Source organism: Burkholderia anthina (assembly GCF_902498995.1).
Lineage (GTDB): Bacteria > Pseudomonadota > Gammaproteobacteria > Burkholderiales > Burkholderiaceae > Burkholderia > Burkholderia anthina.
Genome location: NZ_CABVLY010000010.1, coordinates 12,393 through 34,748 on the forward strand (window position 1 = coordinate 12,393; position 22,356 = coordinate 34,748).

The following is a 22,356-nucleotide window of genomic DNA, read 5'->3' on the forward strand; positions in this document are numbered from 1 at the left end:
GGAGAGAAGGCAATGAAAGCTCTGCTCGATCTATTCAAGCAAGTCCAACAGGAAGAAGTTTTCGACGCGATCAAGATCGGTCTGGCCTCGCCGGACAAGATCCGTTCGTGGTCGTTCGGTGAAGTGAAGAAGCCGGAGACCATCAACTACCGTACGTTCAAACCGGAACGCGATGGTCTGTTCTGCGCGAAGATCTTCGGGCCGATCAAGGACTACGAGTGCCTGTGCGGCAAGTACAAGCGCCTGAAGCACCGCGGCGTGATCTGCGAGAAGTGCGGCGTCGAAGTGACGCTGGCGAAGGTGCGTCGCGAACGCATGGGCCACATCGAACTGGCCTCGCCGGTCGCGCACATCTGGTTCCTGAAGTCGCTGCCGTCGCGTCTGGGCATGGTGCTCGACATGACGCTGCGCGACATCGAACGCGTGCTGTACTTCGAAGCATACGTGGTGATCGAACCGGGCATGACGCCGCTGAAGGCGCGGCAGATCATGACCGAAGAGGATTACTACAACAAGGTCGAGGAATACGGCGACGAATTCCGTGCCGAGATGGGCGCGGAAGGCGTGCGTGAACTGCTGCGCGCGATCAACATCGACGAGCAGGTCGAGACGCTGCGCACCGAGCTGAAGAACACCGGCTCGGAAGCGAAGATCAAGAAGTACGCGAAGCGCCTGAAGGTCCTCGAGGCATTCCAGCGCTCGGGCATCAAGCCCGAGTGGATGATCCTCGAAGTGCTGCCGGTGCTGCCGCCGGAACTGCGTCCGCTCGTGCCGCTGGACGGCGGCCGTTTCGCGACGTCGGACCTGAACGACCTGTATCGCCGCGTGATCAACCGTAACAACCGGTTGAAGCGTCTGCTCGAGCTGAAGGCGCCTGAAATCATCGTCCGCAACGAAAAGCGGATGCTGCAGGAAGCCGTCGACTCGCTGCTCGACAACGGTCGTCGCGGCAAGGCGATGACGGGCGCGAACAAGCGTCCGCTGAAGTCGCTCGCCGACATGATCAAGGGCAAGGGCGGTCGTTTCCGTCAGAACCTGCTGGGCAAGCGCGTCGACTACTCGGGCCGTTCGGTCATCGTGGTCGGCCCGACGCTGAAGCTGCACCAGTGCGGTCTGCCGAAGCTGATGGCACTCGAACTGTTCAAGCCGTTCATCTTCAACAAGCTGGAAGTGATGGGCGTCGCGACGACCATCAAGGCTGCGAAGAAGGAAGTCGAGAACCAGACGCCGGTGGTGTGGGACATCCTCGAAGAGGTGATCCGCGAGCACCCGGTGATGCTGAACCGTGCGCCGACGCTGCACCGTCTCGGTATCCAGGCGTTCGAGCCGGTGCTGATCGAAGGCAAGGCGATTCAGCTGCACCCGCTCGTCTGCGCGGCGTTCAACGCCGACTTCGACGGTGACCAGATGGCCGTTCACGTGCCGCTGTCGCTCGAAGCGCAGATGGAAGCGCGCACGCTGATGCTCGCGTCGAACAACGTGCTGTTCCCGGCCAACGGCGATCCGTCGATCGTGCCGTCGCAGGATATCGTGCTGGGTCTGTACTACGCGACCCGCGAAGCGATCAACGGCAAGGGCGAAGGCCTGTCGTTCACCGGCGTGTCGGAAGCGATCCGCGCGTACGAGAACAAGGAAGTCGAGCTGGCATCGCGCGTCAACGTGCGGATCACCGAAATGGTCCGCAACGAAGACACGTCGGAAGGCGCGCCGGAATTCGTGCCGAAGATCTCGCTGTACGCGACGACCGTCGGTCGCGCGATCCTGTCGGAGATCCTGCCGCACGGCCTGCCGTTCTCGGTGCTGAACAAGCCGCTGAAGAAGAAGGAAATCTCGCGCCTGATCAACACCGCATTCCGCAAGTGCGGTCTGCGTGCGACGGTCGTGTTCGCCGACCAGCTGATGCAGTCGGGTTTCCGTCTCGCGACGCGTGCCGGTATTTCGATCTGCGTGGACGACATGCTCGTGCCGCCGCAGAAGGAAACGATCGTCGGCGACGCCGCGAAGAAGGTGAAGGAGTACGACCGCCAGTACATGTCGGGTCTCGTCACCGCGCAGGAACGCTACAACAACGTGGTCGACATCTGGTCGGCAACGTCGGAAGCGGTCGGCAAGGCGATGATGGAGCAGCTGTCGACGGAGCCGGTAACGGACCGCGACGGCAACGAGACGCGCCAGGAGTCGTTCAACTCGATCTACATGATGGCCGACTCGGGCGCCCGGGGTTCGGCGGTGCAGATTCGTCAGCTGGCCGGTATGCGAGGTCTGATGGCGAAGCCGGACGGCTCGATTATCGAGACGCCGATTACCGCGAACTTCCGCGAAGGCCTGAACGTGTTGCAGTACTTCATCTCGACCCACGGTGCACGTAAGGGTCTGGCTGATACGGCACTGAAGACCGCGAACTCGGGTTACCTGACGCGTCGTCTCGTCGACGTCACGCAAGATCTGGTGGTGGTCGAGGACGATTGCGGCACGTCGAACGGCGTCGCGATGAAGGCGCTGGTCGAAGGCGGTGAAGTCGTCGAAGCGCTGCGCGACCGTATCCTCGGCCGCGTTGCGGTCGCGGACGTCGTGAACCCGGAAACGCAGGAAACGCTGTACGAATCGGGCACGCTGCTCGACGAAACGGCGGTCGAGGAAATCGAACGCCTCGGCATCGACGAAGTGCGCGTGCGCACGCCGCTGACCTGCGAAACGCGTTACGGTCTGTGCGCGGCCTGCTACGGCCGTGACCTCGGCCGCGGCTCGCTCGTGAACGTCGGCGAAGCAGTCGGCGTGATCGCGGCACAGTCGATCGGTGAACCGGGCACGCAGCTGACGATGCGTACGTTCCACATCGGTGGTGCGGCATCGCGTGCGGCAGTGGCGTCGTCGGTCGAAGCGAAGAGCAACGGTATCGTGCGTTTCACGGCGACGATGCGTTACGTCACCAACGCGAAGGGCGAGCAGATCGTCATTTCGCGTTCGGGCGAGGCGCTGATCACCGACGATATCGGCCGCGAGCGCGAACGTCACAAAATCCCGTACGGCGCGACGCTGCTGCAGCTTGACGGCGCAACGATCAAGGCCGGTACGCAGCTGGCGACGTGGGATCCGATGACGCGTCCGATCATCACCGAGTACGGTGGTACGGTGAAGTTCGAGAACGTCGAGGAAGGCGTGACCGTCGCGAAGCAGATCGACGACGTGACCGGCCTGTCGACGCTGGTCGTGATCGACGTGAAGCGTCGTGGTTCGCAAGCTTCGAAGAGCGTGCGTCCGCAGGTGAAACTGCTCGACGCGAACGGCGACGAAGTGAAGATCCCGGGCACCGAGCACGCAGTGCAGATCGGCTTCCAGGTCGGCGCACTGATCACCGTGAAGGACGGCCAGCAGGTGCAGGTGGGTGAAGTGCTTGCACGTATCCCGACCGAAGCGCAGAAGACGCGTGACATTACCGGCGGTCTGCCGCGGGTGGCGGAGCTGTTCGAAGCGCGTTCGCCGAAGGATGCCGGCATTCTCGCGGAAGTCACCGGTACGACGTCGTTCGGCAAGGATACGAAGGGCAAGCAGCGTCTCGTCATCACGGACCTCGAAGGCAATCAGCACGAGTTCCTGATCGCGAAGGAAAAGCAGGTTCTGGTCCACGATGCCCAGGTCGTCAACAAGGGCGAAATGATCGTGGACGGTCCGGCGGATCCGCACGACATCCTGCGTCTGCAGGGTATCGAGGCGCTGTCGCGCTACATCGTCGACGAAGTGCAGGACGTGTACCGTCTGCAGGGCGTGAAGATCAACGACAAGCACATCGAGGTGATCGTTCGCCAGATGCTGCGTCGTGTGCAGATCACCGACAACGGTGATACGCGCTTCATCCCGGGCGAACAGGTCGAGCGTTCCGACATGCTGGACGAGAACGATCGCATGATCGCCGACGGCAAGCGCCCGGCTTCGTACGACAACGTGCTGCTCGGTATCACGAAGGCGTCGCTGTCGACCGACTCGTTCATCTCCGCGGCATCGTTCCAGGAAACGACCCGCGTGCTGACCGAAGCGGCGATCATGGGCAAGCGCGACGATCTGCGTGGCCTGAAGGAAAACGTGATCGTCGGCCGTCTGATTCCGGCCGGTACGGGTCTCGCGTTCCACAAGGCACGCAAGGCGAAGGAAATGTCCGACCGCGAGCGTTTCGACCAGATCGCAGCGGAAGAAGCATTCGACTTCGGTACGCCGAGCGCGCCGGCAGAAGAGCCGCAACACCCGGCAGCCGAGTAAGCACGGGCGGCGCGAGCCGCCTTGCTATCTCGCTGTCACCGAAACCGCCCGGTTCCGCCGGGCGGTTTTTTTTATCCGTCGTTCACGCGCATGACGGGCTTGTCGCACGGTTGCTGCAGGACCGTCATGCGCGCGCACGAACCCTGTCCGATCGGCCAACATCGCACGATTCGCCGCGCGCCGCGCGAGCGGGTTGTTAAAATTGCGGTCATCGTTCCGCCGTCCTCGTTCTCATTCATGTCCCGCGCCCTCGAAATTCTCGACGAAGTCTTTGGTTATTCCGCATTTCGCGGCCAGCAGGGGGAGATCGTCGAGCACGTCGCCGGCGGCGGCGATTGCCTCGTGCTGATGCCGACGGGCGGCGGCAAGTCGCTGTGCTATCAGATTCCGGCGCTGCTGCGCCGCGAGGCCGGGCAGGGCGCCGGCATCGTCGTGTCGCCGCTGATCGCGCTGATGCAGGACCAGGTCGCCGCGCTCAGCGAAGTCGGCGTGCGCGCGGCTTACCTGAATTCGACGCTGTCGGGCGCCGAGGCCGCGGCAACCGAGCGGGCGCTGCGCGAAGGCGAGATCGACCTGCTGTACGTCGCGCCCGAGCGACTGATGACCGGGCGCTTTCTCGAGCTGCTCGAGCGCGCGAAGATCGGCCTGTTCGCGATCGACGAGGCGCACTGCGTGTCGCAGTGGGGGCATGACTTCCGTCCCGAATACATCCAGCTGTCGGTGCTGCACGAGCGCTTCCCGTCGGTGCCGCGGATCGCGTTGACCGCCACCGCGGACGCGATCACGCGCGACGAGATCATCCATCGTCTCGCGCTCGACGACGCGCGCGTGTTCGTATCGAGTTTCGACCGGCCGAACATCCGTTACCGGATCGTCGAAAAGGACAACGCGCGGTCGCAACTGCTCGATTTCATCCGGGCGGAGCACACGAACGCGGACGGCACCACCGACGCGGGCGTCGTGTACTGCCTATCGCGCCGCAAGGTCGAGGAAACGGCCGAATGGCTGAAGGCGCAGGGCGTGCGCGCGCTGCCGTATCACGCGGGAATGGAGTTCGAGGTGCGGCAGAAGCACCAGGAAATGTTCCAGCGCGAGGAGGGCATCGTGATGTGCGCGACGATTGCGTTCGGCATGGGCATCGACAAGCCCGACGTGCGTTTCGTTGCACACCTCGATTTGCCGAAGAGCGTCGAGGGCTATTACCAGGAAACCGGACGTGCGGGCCGCGACGGGATGCCGGCGAACGCGTGGATGGCATATGGCCTCGGCGACGTCGTCCAGCAGCGCAAGATGATCGACGAGTCCGATGCGGACGACGCGCACAAGCGCGTGCAGACGTCGAAGCTCGATGCGCTGCTCGGGCTGTGCGAGACGATTTCGTGCCGGCGTGTGCGGCTGCTGAACTATTTCGGCGAGGCGAGCCAGCCGTGCGGCAACTGCGACACGTGCATCGAGCCGCCCGATTCCTGGGACGCGACGCGCGAGGCGCAGATGGCGCTGTCGTGCGTGTTCCGCGCGCAGCGCGCGAGCGGCTTCAATTTCGGCTCGAGCCATCTGATCGAGATCCTGCGCGGCGGCCGCACCGAGAAGGTGCTGCAGCGCGGCCACGACCAGCTCAGCACGTTCGGGATCGGCGCGTCGCTGTCCGAGCCCGAATGGCGCGCGATTTTCCGGCAGCTCGTCGCGTACGGCTATCTGGCGGTCGACCACGGCGGTTTCGGCGCGCTGATGCTGACCGAGGCCGCGAAGCCGGTGCTGAAGAACGAGGAAAAGGTGACGCTGCGCCGCTACGTGAAGCCGCAGCGCACGCGCCAGTCGTCGAGCCGCAGCGGCACGCGCGTCGACCCGACGGCCGGCATGGGCACGCGCGAGCGCGCCCGCTGGGACGCGCTGCGCGCGTGGCGTGCGGAAACCGCGAAGTCCGACGGCGTGCCGGCCTACGTGATCTTCCACGACGCGACGCTCGCCGAAATCGCGCGCAACGCGCCCGAGACCATCGACGACCTGCGGCATATCCCCGGCATGGGCGTCCGCAAGCTCGAACGCTTCGGCGACGAGATCATCGACGTCGTCGAATCGGCATGACACAGGTGTTCCGACCCTTCCGGTAAACCGCCCGTGCGGCCGGAGAATCACGCAAGCCGTTGACTTAGTTGGCATTTCCGGAATATGATGCTGGGTTCCGGTATTCGGCGGGCCGAGTCGCGTTCGAAGGTTCGTGTCCGTGTCGCCGGTTCGGAAGTCAACTGTGCGCCGATTCTCGCTTTGCCCGAAATCGATGTGCAGATTTTGTTCAATTTCAGGAATAAACAATGCCAACCATCAACCAACTGGTTCGCAAAGGCCGTCAGTCGGAAACGACGAAGAGCAAGAGCCCGGCCCTGCAGGACTGCCCCCAGCGTCGCGGCGTGTGCACCCGTGTGTACACGACGACGCCGAAGAAGCCTAACTCGGCACTCCGTAAGGTTGCCAAGGTTCGTCTGACGAACGGCTTCGAAGTGATTTCGTACATCGGCGGTGAAGGCCACAACCTGCAGGAACACTCGGTTGTGCTGATCCGCGGCGGCCGTGTGAAGGACTTGCCGGGTGTGCGTTACCACATGGTTCGCGGCTCGCTGGATACCCAGGGCGTCAAGGATCGTAAGCAAGCGCGCTCGAAGTACGGCGCGAAGCGTGCAAAGGCTGCCAAGTAAGCAGTTTTTGATCAGGGATCGCCGTAGGGCGGTCAAGGCGGGAGTGCCGGATTGCCGGTGCTGTCGAGTAAGTGGTCACCCGGCCAAGCTGGTTAGTCGTGAAGATGTGATCGGGTTTGTTGGTGGCCGCGGAGCTGGATTCAGCTCCAACTGAACAAGTAAAGGAAGAATCATGCCGCGTCGTCGCGAAGTCCCCAAGCGGGAAGTGTTGCCGGATCCGAAGTTCGGTAACGTTGATGTTGCCAAGTTCATGAACATGCTGATGCTGTCCGGCAAGAAGTCGGTCGCAGAGCGCATCGTTTATGGCGCATTCGAACAAATCCAGACCAAGGGTGGCAAGGACCCGCTGGAAGTGTTCACCGTTGCGCTCAACAACGTGAAGCCGGTGGTCGAAGTGAAGAGCCGCCGCGTTGGTGGTGCCAACTATCAAGTTCCGGTCGAAGTGCGCCCGTCGCGTCGTATGGCATTGGCGATGCGCTGGCTGCGTGAGGCTGCGAAGAAGCGCAGCGAGAAGTCGATGGCTCTGCGTCTGGCAGGCGAACTCTCCGAAGCGGCCGAAGGCCGTGGCGGCGCAATGAAGAAGCGCGACGAAGTTCACCGCATGGCAGAAGCCAACCGCGCGTTCTCGCATTTCCGTTTCTAAGCGCCTGGCTGGGCTGTTTGCGGAAATAAATTCCGGGCGGGTGCGCTTTTCAGGCGCCTCGCCCGTTTGTGTTGAAGCACGATGCAGCCGCGCTGCATCGTGCCATCCCAGTAGAGGATCAAAGTGGCTCGCAAGACTCCTATCGAGCGCTACCGCAATATCGGTATTAGCGCTCACATCGACGCCGGCAAAACGACGACGACCGAGCGTATTCTGTTTTACACCGGTGTGAACCACAAGATCGGTGAAGTCCACGACGGCGCAGCAACGATGGACTGGATGGAGCAGGAGCAGGAGCGTGGCATCACGATCACGTCCGCTGCTACCACGGCCTTCTGGAAGGGCATGGGCGGCAACTATCCGGAACACCGCATCAACATCATCGACACCCCGGGTCACGTCGACTTCACGATCGAAGTGGAGCGTTCGATGCGCGTGCTCGACGGCGCGTGCATGGTGTACTGCGCAGTGGGCGGCGTGCAGCCGCAGTCGGAAACGGTGTGGCGCCAGGCTAACAAGTACAAGGTGCCCCGTCTCGCGTTCGTCAACAAGATGGACCGTACCGGCGCGAACTTCTTCAAGGTCTACGATCAGCTCCGTCTGCGCCTGAAGGCGAACCCGGTTCCGGTCGTGGTGCCGATCGGCGCGGAAGAAAACTTCAAGGGCGTCGTCGACCTGATCAAGATGAAGGCGATCATTTGGGACGAAGCGTCGCAAGGCACGAAGTTCGACTACGTCGACATCCCGGCCGAGCTCGCGGAGACCTGCAAGGAATGGCGCGAAAAGATGGTCGAAGTGGCTGCTGAAGCCAGCGAAGACCTGATGAACAAGTACCTGGAAGAAGGCGATCTGCCGGAAGCCGACATCGTCAAGGCGTTGCGCGACCGTACGATCGCGTGCGAAATTCAGCCGATGCTGTGCGGTACCGCGTTCAAGAACAAGGGCGTGCAGCGTATGCTCGACGCCGTGATCGACTTCCTGCCGTCGCCGGTCGACATCCCGCCGGTCAAGGGCGAACTCGAAAACGGTGAAGCAGCGGAGCGCAAGGCATCGGACGAAGAGAAGTTCTCGTCGCTCGCGTTCAAGATCATGACCGACCCGTTCGTCGGCCAGCTGATCTTCTTCCGTGTGTACTCGGGCGTCGTCAACTCGGGCGACACGCTGCTGAACTCGACCAAGGGCAAGAAGGAACGCCTCGGCCGTATTCTGCAGATGCACGCGAACCAGCGTGAAGAAATCAAGGAAGTCCGTGCGGGCGACATCGCTGCTGCGGTCGGCCTGAAGGAAGCAACCACGGGCGACACGCTGTGCGACCCGGCGAACCCGATCGTTCTCGAACGCATGGTGTTCCCGGAGCCGGTGATTTCGCAGGCTGTCGAGCCGAAGACCAAGGCCGACCAGGAAAAGATGGGCCTCGCGCTGAACCGTCTGGCGCAAGAAGACCCGTCGTTCCGCGTGCAGACCGACGAAGAGTCGGGCCAGACCATCATTTCGGGCATGGGCGAGCTCCACCTCGAAATTCTGGTCGACCGGATGAAGCGTGAATTCGGCGTGGAAGCGACCGTCGGCAAGCCGCAGGTTGCATACCGCGAAACGATCCGTTCGACGGCGAAGGACGTCGACGGCAAGTTCGTCAAGCAGTCGGGTGGTCGCGGCCAGTACGGTCACGCGGTCATCACGCTCGAGCCGAACGAACAAGGCAAGGGCTACGAGTTCTTCGACGAGATCAAGGGTGGTGTGATTCCGCGTGAATACATCCCGGCGGTCGACAAGGGTATCCAGGACACGCTGAAGTCGGGCGTGCTGGCCGGCTTCCCGGTCGTCGACGTGAAGGTTCACCTGACGTTCGGTTCGTACCACGACGTTGACTCGAACGAAAACGCGTTCCGCATGGCCGGTTCGATGGCGTTCAAGGAAGCGATGCGCAAGGCGAACCCGGTCGTCCTCGAGCCGATGATGGCTGTCGAAGTCGAGACGCCGGAAGACTACATGGGCAACGTGATGGGCGACCTGTCGGGCCGTCGCGGCATCGTCCAGGGCATGGAAGACATGGTTGGCGGCGGCAAGATCGTTCGCGCCGAAGTGCCGCTGTCGGAAATGTTCGGTTACTCGACGTCGCTGCGTTCGCTGACGCAAGGTCGTGCAACGTACACGATGGAGTTCAAGCACTACGCTGAAGCTCCGCGCAACGTTGCAGAAGCGATCATCAGCGCGAAGTCGAAGTAAATCTGTAGCTACCAACCGATATTTTTTGAAAGAAGAGAATCATGGCAAAAGGTAAATTTGAGCGGACCAAGCCGCACGTCAACGTTGGTACGATTGGTCACGTTGACCACGGCAAGACGACGCTGACGGCAGCGATCACGACGGTTCTGACGAAGAAGTTCGGCGGCGAAGCGAAGGCTTACGACCAGATCGACGCGGCACCGGAAGAAAAGGCGCGCGGTATCACGATCAACACGGCACACGTCGAGTACGAGACGGCTAACCGCCACTACGCACACGTCGACTGCCCGGGCCACGCTGACTATGTGAAGAACATGATCACGGGCGCAGCGCAGATGGACGGCGCGATCCTGGTTTGCTCGGCAGCAGACGGCCCGATGCCGCAAACGCGTGAGCACATCCTGCTGGCGCGTCAGGTTGGCGTTCCGTACATCATCGTGTTCCTGAACAAGTGCGACATGGTGGACGACGCTGAACTGCTCGAGCTGGTCGAGATGGAAGTTCGCGAACTCCTGTCGAAGTACGACTTCCCGGGCGACGACACGCCGATCGTGAAGGGTTCGGCCAAGCTGGCGCTGGAAGGCGACACGGGCGAGCTGGGCGAAGTGGCGATCATGAGCCTGGCAGACGCACTGGACACGTACATCCCGACGCCGGAGCGTGCGGTTGACGGCGCGTTCCTGATGCCGGTGGAAGACGTGTTCTCGATCTCGGGCCGTGGTACGGTTGTGACGGGTCGTGTCGAGCGCGGTATCGTGAAGGTCGGCGAAGAAATCGAAATCGTCGGTATCAAGCCGACGGTGAAGACGACCTGCACGGGCGTTGAAATGTTCCGCAAGCTGCTGGACCAAGGTCAAGCGGGCGACAACGTTGGTATCCTGCTGCGCGGCACGAAGCGTGAAGACGTGGAGCGTGGCCAGGTTCTGGCGAAGCCGGGTTCGATCACGCCGCACACGCACTTCACGGCTGAAGTGTACGTGCTGAGCAAGGACGAAGGCGGCCGCCACACGCCGTTCTTCAACAACTACCGTCCGCAGTTCTACTTCCGTACGACGGACGTGACGGGCTCGATCGAGCTGCCGAAGGACAAGGAAATGGTGATGCCGGGCGACAACGTGTCGATCACGGTGAAGCTGATCGCTCCGATCGCGATGGAAGAAGGTCTGCGCTTCGCAATCCGCGAAGGTGGCCGTACCGTCGGCGCCGGCGTCGTCGCCAAGATCATCGAGTAAGATCGACGATCCGCGGTCCCTCCGGGGGCAGCGATTCCACGGTAGGCAGTTGTACCGTCGAAACCGGGTGTCCAGTTTGATCTGGCACCCGGTTTTGTCTTTGTGGCGTGCCGTGTTCACCTCGAGAAACCTGCACCACCAATCCGGATTTTCGTGTAGAATCGCGGGCTTAGCAGTGGAAGTGCCGTTCGGAACCTGATGCCTCGCTCCCCGCAGGCAACCTGTTTCGCGTTCTTTTAGTGTCCGGCGATGCAACATCGCCTCGCTCTTTTCAAGGAATCGTCATGCAGCAACAGAAAATCCGCATTCGCCTGAAGGCTTTCGACTATCGTCTGATCGATCAATCGGCTGCCGAGATCGTCGATACCGCGAAGCGGACTGGTGCAATCGTCCGTGGCCCGGTGCCGCTGCCGACGCGCATTCAGCGTTTTGACATCCTGCGTTCGCCGCACGTCAACAAGACGTCGCGCGATCAGCTCGAGATCCGTACCCACCAGCGCCTGATGGACATCGTCGATCCGACCGACAAGACGGTTGACGCGCTGATGAAGCTCGATCTGCCGGCTGGCGTCGACGTGGAAATCAAGCTGCAGTAAGGCTTTCGGCGCCAGCCGGCTTGCCGGGTGGTGCTAAGTCTTTGTATTGCTTGCGGAAATCGAGAAGTCGGGCTATACTGCTTGGCTTTTCGTGTATTCGCGAAAAAAAGTTGGGCCTTGCGTGCCCGGCATTTTGTAAATCAGCCCCGACCAATCGCAGTCGGGAATGGAGAAAATGATGAGCCTTGGACTCGTAGGTCGCAAGGTTGGCATGACCCGTATCTTCACGGCTGAAGGGGATTCGATTCCCGTCACCGTGCTGGACGTGTCGGACAACCGCGTGACGCAGATCAAGACTGTTGAAACCGACGGCTACACGGCCGTGCAGGTTGCATTCGGCTCCCGCCGCGCATCGCGCGTGACGAAGCCGCTGGCAGGTCATCTCGCCAAAGCCGGTGTCGAAGCCGGTGAAATCCTCAAGGAATTCCGCATTGACGCGGCCAAGGCAGCTGAGCTGTCGAATGGCGCCGTGGTCGGTGCTGATCTTTTCGAAGTGGGCCAGAAGGTCGACGTGCAAGGCGTGTCGATCGGTAAGGGCTACGCCGGTACGATCAAGCGTTACAACTTCTCCTCCGGCCGTGCTACCCACGGTAACTCGCGCTCGCACAACGTGCCGGGCTCGATCGGTATGGCGCAGGATCCGGGTCGCGTTTTCCCGGGTAAGCGCATGACGGGTCACCTCGGTGACGTTACGGTGACGGTGCAGAACCTCGAAATCGCTCGTATCGACGCAGAGCGCAAGCTGCTGCTCGTCAAGGGCGCGATTCCGGGCGCGAAGGGCGGCAAGGTTTTCGTGACGCCGGCCGTCAAGACCAAGGGGGCGAAATAATGGAACTCAAGCTCCTGAACGAAAATGGTCAGGAAGGTGCAGTGGTCAACGCGTCGGACGTCGTGTTCGGTCGTGACTACAACGAAGCGCTGATCCACCAGGTCGTCGTCGCGTACCAGGCGAATGCTCGCCAGGGTAACCGCGCACAGAAGGACCGTGAGCAAGTCAAGCACACCACCAAGAAGCCGTGGCGTCAGAAGGGTACGGGCCGCGCTCGTGCCGGTATGTCGTCGAGCCCGTTGTGGCGTGGCGGTGGTCGCATCTTCCCGAACTCGCCGGAAGAAAACTTCTCGCACAAGGTCAACAAGAAGATGCATCGCGCAGGTCTCTGCTCGATCTTCTCGCAGCTGGCCCGTGAAGGCCGTCTGTCGGTCGTCGAGGACATCATCCTCGAAGCGCCGAAGACCAAGCTGCTGGCCGACAAATTCAAGACCATGGGTCTCGACTCCGTTCTGATCATCACGGATACGGTCGACGAGAACCTGTACCTGGCTTCGCGCAACCTGCCGCACGTGGCGATTGTCGAGCCGCGCTACGCTGACCCGCTGTCGCTGATCTACTTCAAGAAAGTGCTGGTCACGAAGGCTGCGGTCGCCCAGATCGAGGAGTTGCTGTCATGAGCGAGATTCGCAAGAACGATCATCGTTTGATGCAGGTCCTGCTCGCGCCGGTGATCTCGGAAAAGGCGACGCTGGTTGCCGACAAGAACGAGCAAGTCGTGTTCGAAGTCGCACCGGATGCCACGAAGCAGGAAGTGAAGGCGGCTGTCGAGCTGCTGTTCAAGGTTGAAGTTGATTCGGTCAACGTGCTGGTTCAGAAGGGCAAGCAAAAGCGCTTCGGCCGTTCGATGGGCCGCCGTAAGGACGTGAAGAAGGCGTACGTTTGCCTGAAGCCCGGCCAGGAAATCAACTTTGAAGCGGAGGCCAAGTAATCATGGCAATCGTTAAAGTTAAGCCGACATCGCCGGGTCGCCGCGCGATGGTCAAGGTGGTCAACAAGAACCTGCACCAGGGCAAGCCGTTCGCGGCACTGCTCGACTCGCAGAGCTCGACCGCCGGCCGTAACAACAACGGCCGTATCACCACGCGTCACAAGGGTGGTGGTCACAAGCAGCACTATCGTATCGTCGATTTCCGTCGCACGAAGGATGGCATCCCGGCAAAGGTCGAACGTCTCGAGTACGACCCGAACCGTAGCGCGAACATCGCGCTGGTGCTCTACGCAGACGGCGAGCGTCGCTACATCATCGCCCCGAAGGGTCTGACGGTCGGCCAACAGCTGATGTCGGGTTCGGAAGCGCCGATCCGTGCAGGCAACACGCTGCCGATCCGCAACATTCCGGTCGGTACGACGATCCACTGCATCGAGATGCTGCCGGGCAAGGGCGCGCAAATGGCGCGTTCGGCTGGCACGTCGGCCATGCTGCTGGCACGTGAAGGCGTCTACGCGCAGGTTCGTCTGCGTTCGGGCGAAATCCGCCGCGTGCACATCGAGTGCCGTGCAACGATCGGTGAAGTTGGCAACGAAGAGCATAGCCTGCGCCAAATCGGCAAGGCTGGCGCGAACCGCTGGCGCGGTATCCGCCCGACGGTGCGTGGCGTTGCGATGAACCCGGTTGATCACCCGCACGGTGGTGGTGAGGGCAAGACGGCTGCAGGTCGCGACCCGGTGAGCCCGTGGGGTACGCCGGCTAAGGGTTACCGCACCCGCAGCAACAAGCGCACGACGACGATGATCGTCCAGCGCCGTCACAAGCGTTAAGGAGTAGGCAATGGCACGTTCTGTTAAAAAAGGTCCGTTCTGCGACGCCCATTTGCTGAAGAAAGTTGAGGCGGCTGCAGCTTCGCGCGACAAAAAGCCGATCAAGACCTGGTCGCGTCGCTCGACGATTCTGCCGGATTTCATCGGCCTGACGATCGCTGTTCACAACGGCCGTCAACACGTTCCGGTGTACATCTCGGAAAACATGGTCGGCCACAAGCTTGGCGAGTTCGCACTGACCCGTACGTTCAAGGGTCACGCAGCCGACAAGAAGGCCAAGAAATAAGGGGCAATCAAGATGGAAGTGAAAGCAATTCATCGCGGTGCCCGCATCTCGGCGCAAAAAACGCGCCTTGTGGCTGACCAGATCCGCGGTTTGCCGGTCGACAAGGCGCTGAACGTTCTGACGTTCTCGCCGAAGAAGGCGGCTGGCATCGTGAAGAAGGTTGTGCTGTCGGCAATCGCGAATGCGGAGCACAACGAAGGCGCTGATATCGACGAGCTCAAGATCAAGAGCATCTACGTCGACAAGGCGGCATCGCTCAAGCGTTTCACCGCGCGCGCCAAGGGCCGCGGTAACCGCATCGAGAAGCAATCCTGTCACATCACTGTGACGGTCGGGAATTAAGGAGCCATACGATGGGACAGAAAATTCATCCGACTGGCTTCCGCCTGGCTGTCAGCCGCAATTGGGCTTCGCGTTGGTACGCGAACAACAACAATTTCGCGGCGATGCTGCAGGAAGACATCGGTGTTCGTGAATACCTGAAGAAGAAGCTGAAGAACGCTTCGGTCGGTCGGGTCGTCATCGAGCGTCCGGCGAAGAACGCGCGCATCACGATTTACAGCTCGCGTCCGGGCGTGGTCATCGGCAAGAAGGGTGAGGATATCGAACAGCTGAAGACGGAACTGCAACGCCGCATGGGCGTGCCGGTTCACGTCAACATCGAAGAAATCCGCAAGCCGGAAACCGATGCTCAACTGATCGCCGACTCGATCACGCAACAGCTCGAGCGCCGGATCATGTTCCGTCGCGCGATGAAGCGTGCGATGCAGAACGCGATGCGTCTGGGTGCCCAGGGCATCAAGATCATGAGCGCAGGCCGTCTGAACGGTATCGAAATCGCTCGTACGGAGTGGTATCGCGAAGGTCGCGTGCCCCTTCATACGCTGCGTGCCGACATCGACTACGCAACTTCGGAAGCGAAGACGACCTACGGCATCATCGGCGTCAAGGTGTGGGTATACAAGGGCGACACGCTCGGCCGCAATGACGCGCCGGTGGTCGAAGAAGTAGCCGAAGACAAGCGTCCGCGTCGCAATGCGCGTCCGGGCGACCGTCGTCCGCGCCGTGATGGCGAAGGCGGCGCTCCGGGTGCTCGTCGTGGCGCACCGCGCCGCGGCGCCGGCAAGCCGGAAGACGGCAAGACTGGAGAATAACGATGCTGCAACCGAAACGCAGGAAGTATCGCAAAGAGCAGAAGGGTCGTAACACCGGCAAGGCGACGCGCGGCAACGCAGTGTCGTTCGGTGAATTCGGCCTGAAGGCGATCGGTCGCGGCCGTTTGACCGCGCGTCAAATTGAAGCTGCGCGTCGTGCAATGACGCGTCACATCAAGCGTGGCGGCCGCATCTGGATCCGGATCTTCCCGGACAAGCCGATTTCGCAAAAGCCGGCAGAAGTGCGTATGGGTAACGGTAAGGGTAACCCGGAGTACTACGTCGCTGAGATCCAGCCGGGCAAGATGCTCTATGAAATGGACGGCGTAACCGAAGAACTGGCACGCGAAGCGTTCCGTCTGGCTGCAGCCAAGCTGCCGCTGAAGACGGCATTCATCGTGCGCCAGCTCGGCGCCTAAGGAGAAAACATGAAGGCTTCCGAACTTCTCCAGAAAGACCAGGCCGCGCTCAACAAGGAGCTGGCGGACCTGCTGAAGGCGCAATTCGGCCTGCGCATGCAACTCGCGACCCAGCAACTCACGAACACGAGCCAGCTGAAGAAGGTTCGTCGCGACATCGCACGTGTGCGGACCGTCATGACTCAGAAGGCGAACCAGAAATGAACGATAGCGTGAAAACCTCGCTGAAGCGGACGCTGGTCGGTCGGGTCGTCAGCAACAAGATGGACAAGACCGTCACCGTGCTGATCGAGCACCGCGTCAAGCACCCGATCTACGGCAAGTATGTCGTGCGCTCGAAGAAGTACCACGCGCATGATGAAGCGAACACCTACAACGAGGGTGACCTCGTTGAAATCCAGGAAACTCGTCCTCTGTCGAAGACGAAGGCCTGGACGGTGTCGCGCCTCGTCGAAGCAGCTCGCGTCATCTAAGCGGGCAGCGCAGTAGGCAGTAACAGGCACTTCGCCATGAAGTGCTTGAAATCGCAAAGTTTTTGCTTGCGTGACCAGGGTTATTTGTTATAATCCTGGTCTTCCCTCTTTATGGGAGCCCCGTCGCGGGCGAAGTTGGTGGGGGAAGCGGACTGGCGCCAGCCTGTCTGAAAGATTCACCGAATTGCGATGGCGGGTTTCGTTTGCCGTCGCTGCTGTTCCAACCCAAGCAGCCGATTGGCTGACGGGACCAAGACTGACCGAATGCATCATGGTGGTGCATCCGGATTAAGTTGGGAAAGACAAACCATGATCCAGACCGAATCTCGGCTCGAAGTAGCCGACAACACGGGTGCACGTGAAGTCATGTGCATCAAGGTGCTCGGCGGCTCGAAGCGTCGTTATGCCGGCATTGGCGACATCATCAAGGTGACCGTCAAAGAAGCAACGCCGCGCGGGCGCGTGAAGAAAGGCGAAATTTACAACGCCGTGGTGGTCCGCACCGCCAAGGGCGTTCGCCGTCAAGACGGCTCGCTGATCAAGTTCGACGGCAACGCCGCTGTGCTTTTGAATAACAAGCTCGAGCCGATCGGCACCCGTATCTTCGGGCCGGTGACGCGTGAGCTGCGTAGCGAACGATTCATGAAGATCGTTTCGCTGGCGCCGGAAGTGCTGTAAGGAGTCGCGATGAACAAGATTCGCAAGGGTGACGAAGTCATCGTCGTCACTGGCAAAGACAAGGGCAAGCGCGGCGTCGTGCTGGCTGTCGGTGCAGAACATGTGACGGTTGAAGGTATCAACCTCGTCAAGAAGCATGTGAAGCCGAACCCGATGAAGGGTACGACGGGCGGCGTGGAAGCGAAGACGATGCCCCTGCATATTTCGAACGTCGCACTGGTCGACGCGAATGGCAAGGCGTCGCGTGTTGGCATCAAGGTCGAGGAAGGCAAGAAGGTTCGCTTCCTGAAGACGACCGGTGCCGTACTGAGCGCCTGACGCAGCGGAGTAAAAAATGGCTCGTTTTCAAGAGTTTTACAAAGAAAAGGTTGTGCCCGGCCTGATCGAGAAGTTCGGTTACAAGTCGGTCATGGAAGTGCCGCGCATCACCAAGATCACGCTGAACATGGGTCTTGGCGAAGCGATCGCTGACAAGAAGATCATCGAGAACGCCGTTGGCGACCTCACGAAGATCGCTGGTCAGAAGCCGGTCGTCACGAAGGCGCGCAAGGCAATTGCAGGCTTCAAGATCCGCCAGGGTTACCCCATCGGCGCGATGGTGACGCTGCGCGGTCAAGCGATGTACGAATTCCTCGACCGTTTCGTGACCGTTGCCCTGCCCCGCGTGCGTGACTTCCGCGGCGTGTCGGGTCGTGCCTTCGATGGCCGTGGCAACTACAACATCGGTGTGAAAGAGCAGATCATTTTCCCCGAAATCGACTACGACAAGATCGACGCACTGCGTGGGCTGAACATCAGCATCACGACGACTGCGAAGACCGACGACGAAGCAAAGGCTCTGCTCGCCAGCTTCAAGTTCCCGTTCAGAAACTGAGGTTACCGTGGCTAAACTGGCACTGATCGAACGTGAAAAGAAGCGCGCCCGCCTGGTCGCGAAGTTCGCAGCAAAGCGCGAAGCGCTGAAGGCGATCGTCGAAGACCAAAGCAAGTCGGAAGAAGAGCGCTACGAAGCACGCCTGGAGCTGCAGCAACTGCCCCGCAACGCAAACCCGACCCGCCAGCGTAACCGCTGCGCGATCACGGGCCGTCCGCGTGGCACGTTCCGTAAATTCGGCCTCGCGCGTAACAAGATTCGTGAAATCGCATTCCGTGGCGAGATTCCTGGCCTGACCAAGGCGAGCTGGTAATAGGAGAAACGTAAATGAGCATGAGTGATCCTATCGCCGATATGCTGACTCGCATCCGCAACGCGCAGATGGTCGAGAAGGTATCGGTTGCGATGCCCTCGTCGAAGGTCAAGGTTGCAATCGCGCAAGTCCTGAAGGACGAAGGTTATATCGACGATTTCGCCGTCAAGGCGGAAGGTGCGAAGTCCGAACTGAATATCGCGCTGAAGTACTACGCAGGCCGCCCGGTCATCGAACGCCTCGAGCGCGTGTCGAAGCCTGGTCTGCGCGTGTACCGCGGCCGTAACGACATTCCGCAGGTCATGAATGGCCTGGGTGTGGCAATCGTGTCGACGCCGAAGGGCGTGATGACCGACCGCAAGGCGCGCGCTACCGGCGTCGGCGGCGAAGTCATCTGCTACGTTGCTTAAAGCCGAGGAGAGAGAAACATGTCTCGAGTAGGTAAAAGCCCGATCGCGCTGCAAGGCGCGGAAGTCAAGCTGGCCGACGGTGCGATCACCGTCAAGGGCCCGCTGGGCACCATCACGCAAGCGATCAATCCGCTCGTGAACGTGGCGAACAACGACGGCACGCTGAATCTGTCGCCGGTCGACGAAAGCCGCGAAGCAAATGCACTGTCGGGCACGATGCGCGCGATCATCGCGAATGCCGTGCACGGCGTGACCAAGGGTTTCGAGCGCAAGCTGACGCTGGTTGGCGTCGGTTATCGTGCGCAAGCGCAAGGCGACAAGCTGAACCTGTCGCTGGGTTTCTCGCACCCGGTGGTGCACCAGATGCCGGAAGGCGTCAAGGCTGAAACCCCGACGCAAACCGAAATCGTGATCAAGGGGATCAACAAGCAACAAGTCGGTCAAGTAGCTGCGGAAGTTCGCGGTTACCGTCCGCCGGAGCCGTACAAGGGCAAGGGCGTGCGCTATTCCGACGAGGTTGTGATCCTCAAAGAAACGAAGAAGAAGTAAGGGTGCGCAATCATGGATAAGACTCAATCTCGCCTGCGCCGCGCTCGCCAGACGCGTATCAAGATCGCTGAGCTGCAGGTCGCGCGTCTCGCCGTGCATCGCACGAACACGCACATCTACGCTCAAGTGTTCTCGCCCTGCGGCACCAAGGTGCTCGCCAGCGCGTCGACGCTCGAAGCAGAAGTGCGCGCCGAACTGGCCGACAAGTCGGGCAAGGGCGGCAACGTTAATGCCGCGACGCTGATCGGCAAGCGTATTGCCGAGAAGGCAAAGGCTGCCGGCATCGAATCCGTCGCCTTCGACCGCTCGGGCTTCCGCTACCATGGCCGCGTCAAGGCGCTGGCTGAGGCAGCTCGCGAAGCTGGGCTCAAGTTCTAAGGAAGGAATTCGTCATGGCAAAGATGCAAGCGAAAGTTCAGGCTGACGAGCGCGACGACGGCCTTCGCGAAAAGATGATTTCGGTCAATCGCGTGACCAAGGTCGTGAAGGGTGGCCGTATTCTCGGCTTCGCCGCACTGACCGTGGTTGGCGATGGTGATGGCCGCATCGGTATGGGCAAGGGCAAGGCGAAGGAAGTGCCGGTCGCTGTCCAGAAGGCAATGGAACAAGCTCGCCGCAACATGTTCAAGGTGCCGCTCAAGAACGGCACGCTGCAGCACGAAGTGCACGGCAAGCATGGCGCATCCGCTGTCCTCCTCGCTCCGGCGAAGGCAGGTACGGGCGTGATCGCCGGCGGCCCGATGCGCGCAGTGTTCGACGTGATGGGCGTTCAGAACGTCGTGGCGAAGAGCCACGGTTCGACGAACCCGTACAACCTCGTTCGCGCCACGCTGGACGGTCTGCGCAAGCAGTCCACCCCGGCAGACATCGCGGCGAAGCGCGGCAAGTCCGTCGAAGATATTTTGGGCTAAGCCCGGGTGGTCACCATGTCTGAAAAAACTGTCAAGGTTCAGCTCGTGAAGAGCCTGATCGGGACCCGCGAATCGCACCGCGCTACCGTGCGTGGCCTGGGCCTGCGCCGACTCAATTCGGTTAGCGAGCTGCAGGACACGCCGGCGGTCCGCGGCATGATCAACAAGGTCTCGTACCTCGTTAAGGTCATCGCGTAAGCGGCCCTACGGATCAAGGAGTTGATATGGAATTGAATAACCTGAAGCCGGCCGCTGGTGCAAAGCACGCCAAGCGTCGCGTCGGCCGCGGCATCGGTTCGGGCCTCGGCAAGACGGCTGGCCGTGGTCACAAGGGTCAGAAATCGCGTTCGGGCGGCTTCCACAAAGTCGGTTTCGAAGGCGGTCAGATGCCGCTGCAACGTCGTCTGCCGAAGCGCGGCTTCACGTCGCTGACGAAGGAATTCGTCGGTGAAGTGCGCCTCTCCGACCTCGAGAAGCTGCCGGTCGACGAGATCGATCTGCTCGCACTGAAGCAAGCCGGCCTGGTCGGCGAGCTGACGAAGAGCGCAAAGATCATCGCGACGGGCGAACTGAAGCGCAAGATCGTCGTGAAGGGTCTCGGCGCCACCAAGGGTGCGCGCGCTGCGATCGAAGCGGCTGGCGGTTCGTTCGCCGAGTGACACGCGTAGCGCGTCGTTACTTGCATTCATCGGAGAAGGTACTTGGCTAACAGCCCGAGTCTTGCAAAACCCGGTCGAAGCACGGCGAAATTCGGCGATCTGCGCCGGCGAGCGATGTTCCTGCTCCTGGCGCTGATCGTCTATCGCATCGGCGCGCACATCCCCGTGCCGGGCATCGATCCGGATCAACTGGCGAAGCTGTTCCAGAGCCAGGCGGGCGGCATCCTGGGCATGTTCAACATGTTCTCGGGTGGCGCGCTTTCCCGCTTCACGATCTTTGCGCTGGGGATCATGCCGTACATCTCGGCGTCGATCATCATGCAGCTGTTGGCGATCGTCTCGCCGCAGCTCGAGGCGCTGAAGAAGGAAGGGCAGGCAGGGCAACGGAAGATCACGCAGTACACGCGGTATTTCACCGTGGTGCTCGCGACCTTCCAGGCGTTCGGTATCGCGGCTGCGCTGGAAAACCAGCCGGGCCTCGTCATCGACCCCGGCATGCTGTTCCGTCTGACGACGGTCGTGACGCTGGTGACCGGTACGATGTTCCTGATGTGGCTGGGTGAGCAGATCACCGAGCGCGGTCTGGGCAACGGTATCTCGATCATCATCTTCGGCGGGATCGCAGCAGGGTTCCCGAATGCCGTGGGTGGGTTGCTCGAACTGGTGAAAACGGGTTCGATGGGGCCGTTCTCGGCGATCATCATCGTCGTTCTGATTGCCGCGGTGACTTACCTGGTCGTGTTCATCGAACGCGGTCAGCGCAAGATCCTCGTGAACTACGCGAAGCGTCAGGTTGGCAACAAGATCTACGGTGGGCAGTCGTCGCACTTGCCGCTGAAGCTGAACATGTCGGGCGTGATTCCGCCGATCTTCGCGTCGTCGATCATCCTGTTTCCGGCCACGATTCTTGGCTGGTTCAGCACGGGTCAGCCGACGGGAGGCTGGCTCTCCAACACGTTGCATGACGTCGCGGAGGCACTGAAGCCGGGGCAGCCGGTCTATGTGCTGCTGTACACGCTGGCAATCGTGTTTTTCTGCTTCTTCTACACCGCGCTGGTGTTCAACAGCAGAGAAACCGCAGACAACCTGAAGAAGAGCGGCGCGTTTGTTCCGGGCATCCGTCCGGGCGACCAGACCGCACGATATATCGACCGCATCCTCACGCGTCTGACGCTGGCCGGTGCGATCTACATCGTCTTCGTGTGTCTGCTGCCGGAATTCCTGGTGCTGCGCTGGAACGTGCCGTTTTATTTTGGTGGAACGTCGCTGCTGATCATTGTCGTCGTCACGATGGACTTCATGGCGCAGGTGCAGTCGTACGTTATGTCGCAACAGTATGAGTCGCTGCTCAAGAAGGCAAACTTCAAGGGTGGCAACATCCCAATGCGTTAATTCA

At 61.0% G+C, this 22,356-nt stretch carries 28 protein-coding genes; all 28 read left to right on the forward strand.

Annotated elements, in window-relative coordinates:
- Positions 1-12 precede the first annotated feature (12 nt).
- The 28 genes from rpoC to secY all read left to right on the forward strand — a co-directional run bounded on the left by rpoC (position 13) and on the right by secY (position 22,352).
- Entirely contained in the window at positions 13-4,254 is a 4,242-nt protein-coding gene (gene rpoC / locus BME24068_RS14785) for a DNA-directed RNA polymerase subunit beta' (RefSeq protein WP_096508988.1), read from the forward strand.
- 237 nt (positions 4,255-4,491) lie between these two features.
- Entirely contained in the window at positions 4,492-6,339 is a 1,848-nt protein-coding gene (gene recQ, locus BME24068_RS14790) for a DNA helicase RecQ (RefSeq protein ID WP_096508992.1), read from the forward strand.
- 227 nt (positions 6,340-6,566) lie between these two features.
- Positions 6,567-6,947, forward strand: a complete 381-nt coding sequence (gene rpsL / locus BME24068_RS14795) for a 30S ribosomal protein S12 (RefSeq protein ID WP_006400662.1) — start codon at positions 6,567-6,569, stop codon at positions 6,945-6,947.
- A 172-nt stretch (positions 6,948-7,119) separates the two neighbouring features.
- Positions 7,120-7,590: a 30S ribosomal protein S7 gene (gene rpsG / locus BME24068_RS14800; RefSeq protein ID WP_006477195.1), complete on the forward strand. Its 471-nt coding sequence runs from the start codon at positions 7,120-7,122 to the stop codon at positions 7,588-7,590.
- A gap of 123 nt (positions 7,591-7,713) precedes the next feature.
- On the forward strand, positions 7,714-9,816 hold the full coding sequence (gene fusA / locus BME24068_RS14805; protein ID WP_096508986.1) for an elongation factor G: 2,103 nt from the start codon (positions 7,714-7,716) through the stop codon (positions 9,814-9,816).
- A 41-nt stretch (positions 9,817-9,857) separates the two neighbouring features.
- A complete protein-coding gene (gene tuf / locus BME24068_RS14810) occupies positions 9,858-11,048 on the forward strand; it encodes an elongation factor Tu (protein ID WP_011350666.1) in 1,191 nt (396 codons plus the stop codon).
- A gap of 284 nt (positions 11,049-11,332) precedes the next feature.
- Positions 11,333-11,644, forward strand: a complete 312-nt coding sequence (gene rpsJ, locus BME24068_RS14815) for a 30S ribosomal protein S10 (RefSeq protein ID WP_004199280.1) — start codon at positions 11,333-11,335, stop codon at positions 11,642-11,644.
- A 178-nt stretch (positions 11,645-11,822) separates the two neighbouring features.
- On the forward strand, positions 11,823-12,473 hold the full coding sequence (rplC, locus tag BME24068_RS14820; RefSeq protein WP_006752926.1) for a 50S ribosomal protein L3: 651 nt from the start codon (positions 11,823-11,825) through the stop codon (positions 12,471-12,473).
- A complete protein-coding gene (rplD, locus tag BME24068_RS14825; RefSeq protein WP_006477192.1) occupies positions 12,473-13,093 on the forward strand; it encodes a 50S ribosomal protein L4 in 621 nt (206 codons plus the stop codon). Before rplC ends, rplD begins: the two co-directional genes overlap by 1 nt.
- On the forward strand, positions 13,090-13,404 hold the full coding sequence (rplW, locus tag BME24068_RS14830; RefSeq protein WP_004199275.1) for a 50S ribosomal protein L23: 315 nt from the start codon (positions 13,090-13,092) through the stop codon (positions 13,402-13,404). The genes rplD and rplW overlap by 4 nt, the downstream gene beginning before the upstream one ends.
- A 2-nt stretch (positions 13,405-13,406) precedes the next feature.
- Positions 13,407-14,234, forward strand: coding sequence for a 50S ribosomal protein L2 (gene rplB, locus BME24068_RS14835; protein ID WP_006482900.1), 828 nt, complete (start codon positions 13,407-13,409; stop codon positions 14,232-14,234).
- 10 nt (positions 14,235-14,244) lie between these two features.
- Entirely contained in the window at positions 14,245-14,520 is a 276-nt protein-coding gene (gene rpsS, locus BME24068_RS14840; protein ID WP_004199273.1) for a 30S ribosomal protein S19, read from the forward strand.
- 12 nt (positions 14,521-14,532) lie between these two features.
- A complete protein-coding gene (gene rplV / locus BME24068_RS14845) occupies positions 14,533-14,862 on the forward strand; it encodes a 50S ribosomal protein L22 (protein WP_004199272.1) in 330 nt (109 codons plus the stop codon).
- 11 nt (positions 14,863-14,873) lie between these two features.
- Entirely contained in the window at positions 14,874-15,674 is an 801-nt protein-coding gene (gene rpsC / locus BME24068_RS14850) for a 30S ribosomal protein S3 (RefSeq protein ID WP_006482899.1), read from the forward strand.
- Between the two features lie 2 nt (positions 15,675-15,676).
- Entirely contained in the window at positions 15,677-16,093 is a 417-nt protein-coding gene (gene rplP / locus BME24068_RS14855) for a 50S ribosomal protein L16 (protein ID WP_006482873.1), read from the forward strand.
- 9 nt (positions 16,094-16,102) lie between these two features.
- Complete coding sequence (gene rpmC / locus BME24068_RS14860; RefSeq protein ID WP_006400652.1) at positions 16,103-16,297, forward strand: 50S ribosomal protein L29; 195 nt, start codon at positions 16,103-16,105, stop codon at positions 16,295-16,297.
- The gene (gene rpsQ, locus BME24068_RS14865; protein ID WP_043191859.1) at positions 16,294-16,566 is read left to right on the forward strand and encodes a 30S ribosomal protein S17; all 273 of its coding nucleotides are present in this window, start codon (positions 16,294-16,296) and stop codon (positions 16,564-16,566) included. The genes rpmC and rpsQ overlap by 4 nt, the downstream gene beginning before the upstream one ends.
- Before the next feature lie 309 nt (positions 16,567-16,875).
- Positions 16,876-17,244: a 50S ribosomal protein L14 gene (gene rplN, locus BME24068_RS14870; RefSeq protein ID WP_006752929.1), complete on the forward strand. Its 369-nt coding sequence runs from the start codon at positions 16,876-16,878 to the stop codon at positions 17,242-17,244.
- Between the two features lie 9 nt (positions 17,245-17,253).
- Positions 17,254-17,562, forward strand: coding sequence for a 50S ribosomal protein L24 (gene rplX / locus BME24068_RS14875; protein ID WP_006477187.1), 309 nt, complete (start codon positions 17,254-17,256; stop codon positions 17,560-17,562).
- A gap of 16 nt (positions 17,563-17,578) precedes the next feature.
- Positions 17,579-18,118: a 50S ribosomal protein L5 gene (gene rplE / locus BME24068_RS14880; protein WP_006477186.1), complete on the forward strand. Its 540-nt coding sequence runs from the start codon at positions 17,579-17,581 to the stop codon at positions 18,116-18,118.
- Positions 18,119-18,125: 7 nt separating this feature from the next.
- Positions 18,126-18,431: a 30S ribosomal protein S14 gene (gene rpsN / locus BME24068_RS14885; RefSeq protein ID WP_006482884.1), complete on the forward strand. Its 306-nt coding sequence runs from the start codon at positions 18,126-18,128 to the stop codon at positions 18,429-18,431.
- Positions 18,432-18,445: 14 nt separating this feature from the next.
- A complete protein-coding gene (gene rpsH / locus BME24068_RS14890) occupies positions 18,446-18,841 on the forward strand; it encodes a 30S ribosomal protein S8 (RefSeq protein ID WP_006477185.1) in 396 nt (131 codons plus the stop codon).
- 18 nt (positions 18,842-18,859) lie between these two features.
- Entirely contained in the window at positions 18,860-19,390 is a 531-nt protein-coding gene (gene rplF / locus BME24068_RS14895) for a 50S ribosomal protein L6 (RefSeq protein WP_006758786.1), read from the forward strand.
- 12 nt (positions 19,391-19,402) lie between these two features.
- Positions 19,403-19,768, forward strand: coding sequence for a 50S ribosomal protein L18 (rplR, locus tag BME24068_RS14900; protein WP_006477183.1), 366 nt, complete (start codon positions 19,403-19,405; stop codon positions 19,766-19,768).
- Between the two features lie 14 nt (positions 19,769-19,782).
- On the forward strand, positions 19,783-20,301 hold the full coding sequence (gene rpsE / locus BME24068_RS14905) for a 30S ribosomal protein S5 (protein ID WP_006752931.1): 519 nt from the start codon (positions 19,783-19,785) through the stop codon (positions 20,299-20,301).
- 15 nt (positions 20,302-20,316) lie between these two features.
- Complete coding sequence (gene rpmD / locus BME24068_RS14910) at positions 20,317-20,499, forward strand: 50S ribosomal protein L30 (protein WP_006400644.1); 183 nt, start codon at positions 20,317-20,319, stop codon at positions 20,497-20,499.
- Positions 20,500-20,525: 26 nt separating this feature from the next.
- Positions 20,526-20,960 carry a 50S ribosomal protein L15 gene (rplO, locus tag BME24068_RS14915; RefSeq protein WP_006477180.1) on the forward strand — a complete coding sequence of 145 codons (435 nt, stop codon included), beginning with the start codon at positions 20,526-20,528 and terminating at the stop codon, positions 20,958-20,960.
- Between the two features lie 42 nt (positions 20,961-21,002).
- On the forward strand, positions 21,003-22,352 hold the full coding sequence (gene secY / locus BME24068_RS14920; protein ID WP_096504156.1) for a preprotein translocase subunit SecY: 1,350 nt from the start codon (positions 21,003-21,005) through the stop codon (positions 22,350-22,352).
- Positions 22,353-22,356: the final 4 nt, after the last annotated feature.

Bases quoted from the DNA above. Each gene is read 5' to 3' on its own strand.
- rplO (WP_006477180.1), top strand. From the start codon at position 20,526: ATGGAATTGAATAACCTGAAGCCGGCCGCTGGTGCAAAGCACGCCAAG.
- recQ (WP_096508992.1), top strand. From the start codon at position 4,492: ATGTCCCGCGCCCTCGAAATTCTCGACGAAGTCTTTGGTTATTCCGCA.
- rpsG (WP_006477195.1), top strand. From the start codon at position 7,120: ATGCCGCGTCGTCGCGAAGTCCCCAAGCGGGAAGTGTTGCCGGATCCG.
- rplD (WP_006477192.1), top strand. From the start codon at position 12,473: ATGGAACTCAAGCTCCTGAACGAAAATGGTCAGGAAGGTGCAGTGGTC.
- rplN (WP_006752929.1), top strand. From the start codon at position 16,876: ATGATCCAGACCGAATCTCGGCTCGAAGTAGCCGACAACACGGGTGCA.
- rplV (WP_004199272.1), top strand. From the start codon at position 14,533: ATGGAAGTGAAAGCAATTCATCGCGGTGCCCGCATCTCGGCGCAAAAA.
- rpsC (WP_006482899.1), top strand. From the start codon at position 14,874: ATGGGACAGAAAATTCATCCGACTGGCTTCCGCCTGGCTGTCAGCCGC.
- rpsQ (WP_043191859.1), top strand. From the start codon at position 16,294: ATGAACGATAGCGTGAAAACCTCGCTGAAGCGGACGCTGGTCGGTCGG.
- rplC (WP_006752926.1), top strand. From the start codon at position 11,823: ATGAGCCTTGGACTCGTAGGTCGCAAGGTTGGCATGACCCGTATCTTC.
- rpoC (WP_096508988.1), top strand. From the start codon at position 13: ATGAAAGCTCTGCTCGATCTATTCAAGCAAGTCCAACAGGAAGAAGTT.
- tuf (WP_011350666.1), top strand. From the start codon at position 9,858: ATGGCAAAAGGTAAATTTGAGCGGACCAAGCCGCACGTCAACGTTGGT.
- rplR (WP_006477183.1), top strand. From the start codon at position 19,403: ATGGATAAGACTCAATCTCGCCTGCGCCGCGCTCGCCAGACGCGTATC.
- rplX (WP_006477187.1), top strand. From the start codon at position 17,254: ATGAACAAGATTCGCAAGGGTGACGAAGTCATCGTCGTCACTGGCAAA.
- rplE (WP_006477186.1), top strand. From the start codon at position 17,579: ATGGCTCGTTTTCAAGAGTTTTACAAAGAAAAGGTTGTGCCCGGCCTG.
- rplW (WP_004199275.1), top strand. From the start codon at position 13,090: ATGAGCGAGATTCGCAAGAACGATCATCGTTTGATGCAGGTCCTGCTC.
- rplF (WP_006758786.1), top strand. From the start codon at position 18,860: ATGTCTCGAGTAGGTAAAAGCCCGATCGCGCTGCAAGGCGCGGAAGTC.
- rpsL (WP_006400662.1), top strand. From the start codon at position 6,567: ATGCCAACCATCAACCAACTGGTTCGCAAAGGCCGTCAGTCGGAAACG.
- rpsH (WP_006477185.1), top strand. From the start codon at position 18,446: ATGAGCATGAGTGATCCTATCGCCGATATGCTGACTCGCATCCGCAAC.
- rpsE (WP_006752931.1), top strand. From the start codon at position 19,783: ATGGCAAAGATGCAAGCGAAAGTTCAGGCTGACGAGCGCGACGACGGC.
- rpmC (WP_006400652.1), top strand. From the start codon at position 16,103: ATGAAGGCTTCCGAACTTCTCCAGAAAGACCAGGCCGCGCTCAACAAG.
- rpsJ (WP_004199280.1), top strand. From the start codon at position 11,333: ATGCAGCAACAGAAAATCCGCATTCGCCTGAAGGCTTTCGACTATCGT.
- rplB (WP_006482900.1), top strand. From the start codon at position 13,407: ATGGCAATCGTTAAAGTTAAGCCGACATCGCCGGGTCGCCGCGCGATG.
- rpsS (WP_004199273.1), top strand. From the start codon at position 14,245: ATGGCACGTTCTGTTAAAAAAGGTCCGTTCTGCGACGCCCATTTGCTG.
- rplP (WP_006482873.1), top strand. From the start codon at position 15,677: ATGCTGCAACCGAAACGCAGGAAGTATCGCAAAGAGCAGAAGGGTCGT.
- rpmD (WP_006400644.1), top strand. From the start codon at position 20,317: ATGTCTGAAAAAACTGTCAAGGTTCAGCTCGTGAAGAGCCTGATCGGG.